Annotated in this window: 10 protein-coding genes; all 10 read left to right on the top strand. The window is 56.2% G+C overall.

From position 1 onward, the window contains the following. The first annotated feature begins 129 nt into the window (after positions 1-129). Positions 130-444, top strand: coding sequence for a 50S ribosomal protein L24 (rplX, locus tag ACIPO9_RS28065; protein ID WP_002555478.1), 315 nt, complete (start codon positions 130-132; stop codon positions 442-444). A gap of 22 nt (positions 445-466) precedes the next feature. After that, positions 467-1,006 carry a 50S ribosomal protein L5 gene (gene rplE, locus ACIPO9_RS28070; protein WP_400784545.1) on the top strand — a complete coding sequence of 180 codons (540 nt, stop codon included), beginning with the start codon at positions 467-469 and terminating at the stop codon, positions 1,004-1,006. 13 nt (positions 1,007-1,019) lie between these two features. Next, positions 1,020-1,325, top strand: a complete 306-nt coding sequence (gene rpsN, locus ACIPO9_RS28075; protein WP_003228726.1) for a 30S ribosomal protein S14 — start codon at positions 1,020-1,022, stop codon at positions 1,323-1,325. A 213-nt stretch (positions 1,326-1,538) separates the two neighbouring features. After that, entirely contained in the window at positions 1,539-1,931 is a 393-nt protein-coding gene (gene rpsH / locus ACIPO9_RS28080; RefSeq protein ID WP_020290698.1) for a 30S ribosomal protein S8, read from the top strand. A 12-nt stretch (positions 1,932-1,943) separates the two neighbouring features. Further along, entirely contained in the window at positions 1,944-2,477 is a 534-nt protein-coding gene (gene rplF / locus ACIPO9_RS28085) for a 50S ribosomal protein L6 (protein ID WP_274134922.1), read from the top strand. Positions 2,478-2,487: 10 nt separating this feature from the next. After that, positions 2,488-2,838 carry a 50S ribosomal protein L18 gene (rplR, locus tag ACIPO9_RS28090; RefSeq protein ID WP_037017727.1) on the top strand — a complete coding sequence of 117 codons (351 nt, stop codon included), beginning with the start codon at positions 2,488-2,490 and terminating at the stop codon, positions 2,836-2,838. A 3-nt stretch (positions 2,839-2,841) separates the two neighbouring features. Continuing rightward, positions 2,842-3,342, top strand: a complete 501-nt coding sequence (gene rpsE / locus ACIPO9_RS28095) for a 30S ribosomal protein S5 (RefSeq protein ID WP_274134920.1) — start codon at positions 2,842-2,844, stop codon at positions 3,340-3,342. A gap of 2 nt (positions 3,343-3,344) precedes the next feature. Further along, positions 3,345-3,521: a 50S ribosomal protein L30 gene (gene rpmD, locus ACIPO9_RS28100; protein WP_093468886.1), complete on the top strand. Its 177-nt coding sequence runs from the start codon at positions 3,345-3,347 to the stop codon at positions 3,519-3,521. Positions 3,522-3,524: 3 nt separating this feature from the next. Then, complete coding sequence (gene rplO / locus ACIPO9_RS28105; RefSeq protein WP_037017733.1) at positions 3,525-3,956, top strand: 50S ribosomal protein L15; 432 nt, start codon at positions 3,525-3,527, stop codon at positions 3,954-3,956. Beyond that, positions 3,957-4,903, top strand: a 947-nt coding sequence (secY, locus tag ACIPO9_RS28110; RefSeq protein WP_400784547.1) for a preprotein translocase subunit SecY, incomplete at its 3' end; no start/stop codon positions are given.

Here is a 4,903-nt window from a genome sequence, read left to right on the forward strand (position 1 = left end):
TGTTCAGTTGAAATAATTGCAAGAGCCGATCGGCACCCGTATCTTTGGGACAGAGACCCGCGAACCACGTACGTAGAAGTTCATGAATATCGTCGCGCTCGCCCCAGAAGTGCTGTAAGGAGATCCGACATGCAAAAGATTCGTCGTGACGACGAGATCATCGTGATCGCCGGCAAAGACAAAGGCAAGCGCGGTAAGGTGCTCAAGGTTCTCGCTGACGACCGTCTGGTCGTTGGTGGGATCAACCTGGTGAAGCGTCATACCAAGCCTAACCCGATGTCGGGCGTACAGGGCGGTATCGTCGAGAAAGAAGCGCCACTGCACGCTTCTAACGTCGCCATTTTCAACGGCGCAACCAACAAGGCTGACCGCGTTGGTTTCAAAGTTGAAGACGGCAAAAAAATTCGTGTCTTCAAGTCGACCCAAAAAGCGGTTGATGCTTGAACACTGCTAGGTAGATGAGACCATGGCACGACTGAAAGAGATTTACTGGAAAGAAATCGCACCCAAGCTTAAGGAAGAACTTAAGCTTGAGAACGTGATGGAAGTTCCACGCGTTACCAAGATCACCCTGAACATGGGTCTGGGCGAAGCGATCGGCGACAAGAAAGTCATCGAGCACGCTGTTGCTGACCTGGAAAAGATCACCGGCCAGAAAGTCGTTGTGACCTACGCTCGCAAATCCATCGCAGGCTTCATAGTCCGCGAAGGTTGGCCGATCGGCGTCAAAGTGACCCTGCGCCGTGAGCGTATGTACGAGTTCCTGGATCGTCTGCTGTCGATCTCCCTGACTCGGGTTCGCGACTTCCGCGGCCTGAATGCCAAGTCCTTCGATGGTCGTGGCAACTACAGCATGGGCGTGAAAGAGCAGATCATCTTCCCGGAGATCGACTACGACAAGATCGATGCCCTGCGCGGTCTGGACATTACCCTGACCACCACTGCTCGTACGGACGAAGAAGGTCGCGCACTGCTGCGTGCTTTCAAGTTCCCGTTCCGCAACTGATTGGAGTAGGACCATGGCCAAGAAGAGCATGAAAAACCGTGAGCTGAAGCGTCAGCTCACCGTTGCCAAGTACGCCACCAAGCGTGCAGCACTGAAAGCAATCATCGTCGACCTGAACGCAAGTCCAGAAGCACGTTGGGAAGCGACAGTTGCCCTGCAGAAGCAACCACGTGACGCAAGCGCCTCGCGCATGCGTAACCGTTGCCGCCTGACTGGTCGTCCGCACGGTGTTTACCGCAAGTTCGGCCTGGGCCGTAACAAGCTGCGTGAAGCCGCCATGCGTGGTGACGTACCAGGTCTGGTTAAAGCCAGCTGGTAAGCCGCACTTCTCGCGCAACGCCGTTCGGTTTCTCCGGAACCCGACCGGCGTAACGCCTGAATCTGAATCAAGCCCCTTTTGGGGCTTGATTCGTTTGTGGCGTACGTCTAGAATTGCCGGCTCGCCAGAGCCCGTGTTTTCACGTGGCCGGAATTTCCAGGCGAACGTTGTAGCCGAAAGGCTCATTTTATTTGTATCAGGAGCGTCTAGCCCATGAGTATGCAGGACCCGTTAGCGGACATGCTAACTCGTATCCGTAATGCCCAGATGGCCGAAAAGCCCGTCGTAAGCATGCCATCCTCCACTTTGAAGGTGGCTGTAGCCAAAGTCCTGAAGGACGAAGGTTACATCGCGGGTTACCAGATCAGCAGCGAAACCAAACCGTTGCTCTCTATCGAGCTGAAGTACTTCGAAGGCCGTCCGGTTATCGAAGAAGTGAAGCGCGTCAGCCGTCCAGGCCTGCGCCAGTACAAGTCCGTCGATGATCTGCCAAAAGTTCGTGGCGGTCTCGGTGTGTCTATCGTCTCCACCAACAAAGGTGTGATGACGGATCGTGCTGCGCGCGCTGCCGGTGTCGGCGGCGAAGTGCTTTGCACAGTGTTCTAAGGGGGGATAAGCATGTCACGCGTAGCTAAGAACCCCGTTAAGTTGCCCGCAGGCGTTGAAGTCAAGATCGCCGGTCAGCAACTTTCGGTAAAGGGTACCAAGGGTACTCTGGACCTGAACGTTCACTCGTCCGTTGAAGTAGTCCAGGAAGCTGGCGAGCTGCGTTTCGCCGCCCGCAATGGCGACCAGCAGACTCGTGCAATGGCCGGTACCACTCGTGCTTTGGTCAACAACATGGTCCAGGGCGTAAGCCAAGGCTTCGAGCGCAAGCTCCAGCTGGTCGGTGTTGGTTACAAGGCGCAGGCAAAGGGTCAGATTCTGAACCTGGCACTCGGCTTCTCGCACCCAGTGGATTACGAACTGCCGGAAGGCGTCACCGCTGAGACTCCAAACCAGACCGATATCCTGATCAAGGGCATCGACAAGCAGCTGGTTGGTCAAGTGGCCGCGGAAATCCGCGACTTCCGTCGTCCAGAGCCGTACAAAGGCAAAGGCGTGCGTTACGCGGACGAAGTTGTCCGTCGTAAAGAAGCCAAGAAGAAGTAGGGCATAGCAAATGACCGTCAAAAAAGTTACCCGACTGCGTCGCGCTCGCAAAGCACGCCTGAAAATGCACGAACTCGAAGTCGTGCGTCTCTGCGTGTACCGCTCTTCGCAGCACATCTACGCCCAGGTCATTTCGGCCGACGGCAGCAAAGTCCTGGCAAACGCCTCGACTTTGGACAAGGAACTGCGTGATGGTGCCACCGGCAACATCGACGCGGCCACTAAAGTTGGCCAGCTGATCGCTGAGCGTGCGAAAGCCGCCGGTGTATCTCAAGTGGCTTTTGATCGTTCCGGCTTCAAGTACCACGGTCGCGTCAAGGCGCTGGCTGATGCTGCTCGTGAAGGCGGGCTGGAGTTCTAAGTTATGGCAAATAACGACCAAAAACGCGACGAAGGCTACATCGAGAAGCTGGTCCAGGTTAATCGCGTAGCAAAAACCGTAAAAGGCGGCCGTATCTTCACTTTCACCGCGTTGACCGTGGTTGGTGATGGTAAAGGGCGTGTTGGCTTTGGCCGTGGCAAGTCGCGTGAAGTGCCTGCTGCGATCCAGAAGGCGATGGAAGCTGCTCGCCGCAACATGATCCAGGTTGATCTGAACGGCACCACCCTGCAGTACGCCATGAAGTCCGCCCACGGCGCTTCGAAGGTTTACATGCAGCCTGCTTCCGAAGGTACCGGCATCATCGCCGGCGGCGCAATGCGTGCTGTCCTGGAAGTAGCCGGCGTTCAGAACGTCCTGGCCAAGTGCTACGGTTCGACCAACCCGGTCAACGTTGTTCACGCAACGTTCAAGGGTCTGAAGTCGATGCAATCGCCTGAGTCCATCGCTGCCAAGCGCGGCCTGAACGTTCAGGAGATCATCTGATCATGGCAACCGTTAAAGTCACTTTGATCAAAAGCATGACCGGCCGTATCCCTAACCACAAACTGTGCGTTAAGGGTCTGGGTCTGCGTCGCATCGGTCACACTGTAGAAGTCGCTGACACCCCGGAAAACCGTGGGATGATCAACAAGGCTTACTACATGCTGCGCGTCGAGGGTTAATCGATGAAACTCAATGATCTGAGTCCAGCGCCGGGTTCCCGTCGCGAGAAGCATCGTCCGGGTCGTGGTATCGGTAGTGGTTTGGGCAAGACCGGTGGCCGCGGCCACAAAGGTCAGACCTCCCGCTCCGGTGGCACCATCGCTCCGGGCTTCGAAGGCGGCCAACAGCCGTTGCATCGTCGTCTGCCAAAGTTCGGCTTCGTCTCTTTGAAGGCTATGGATCGTGCAGAAGTTCGCACCTCCGAGCTGGCTAAAGTTGAAGGCGTCGTAACTGTGCAGTCCCTGAAGGATGCCAACGTGATCAACCAAAACGTACAGCGCGTGAAAATCATGCTGTCCGGTGAGGTTACTCGCGCAGTCACCCTCAAAGGTATCGCAGCCACCAAAGGTGCGCGTGCGGCTATCGAAGCAGCTGGCGGCAAGTTCGAGGAATAAATGGCTAAGCAAGGTGCTCTCTCAGCGCTCAGCAAAAGTGGCGGGTTGTCCGAGCTCTGGGCTCGTCTGCGTTTTCTGTTCCTGGCGATTATCGTCTACCGGATCGGCGCGCATATCCCAGTTCCAGGTATCAACCCCGATCGGCTGGCGGACCTGTTTCGACAGAATGAGGGGACCATTCTTAGCTTGTTCAACATGTTTTCCGGTGGTGCGCTGGAGCGCATGAGCATTTTTGCACTGGGGATCATGCCGTACATCTCGGCATCGATCATCATGCAGCTCATGACCGCTGTCAGCCCACAGCTGGAGCAGTTGAAGAAGGAAGGTGAGGCTGGTCGTCGCAAGATCAGCCAATACACCCGCTATGGCACCGTCGTCCTGGCTCTGGTTCAAGCTATTGGCATGTCCATTGGCCTGGCCGGTCAGGGCGTTGCTTTCTCTGCAGATATCGGCTTCCACTTCGTGGCGGTCACCACCTTCGTGGCTGGTGCGCTGTTCATGATGTGGCTGGGCGAGCAGATCACAGAGCGCGGTGTAGGTAACGGTATCTCGATGTTGATTTTTTCGGGTATCGTCGCCGGTCTTCCGAGAGCGATCGGACAGTCTTTCGAGTCTGCACGTCAGGGCGATATCAACATCTTCGCTCTGGTCGCCATCGGTTTGCTGGCAGTAGCGATCATCGGTTTCGTGGTGTTCATTGAGCGTGGTCAGCGTCGTATCGCCGTTCACTACGCCAAGCGTCAGCAAGGCCGCAAGGTCTTCGCTGCGCAGACCAGCCACCTGCCGCTGAAAGTGAACATGGCTGGTGTTATTCCGGCCATTTTTGCGAGCAGCATCTTGCTGTTCCCGGCTTCGTTGGGTGCCTGGTTCGGTCAGTCTGAAGGTATGGGCTGGCTGCAGGACATCTCGCAGTCGATCGCTCCTGGTCAGCCGTTGAATATTCTGCT

This window comes from Pseudomonas sp. NPDC090203, from assembly GCF_044746765.1.
GTDB classification, from domain to species: domain Bacteria; phylum Pseudomonadota; class Gammaproteobacteria; order Pseudomonadales; family Pseudomonadaceae; genus Aquipseudomonas; species Aquipseudomonas putida_AD.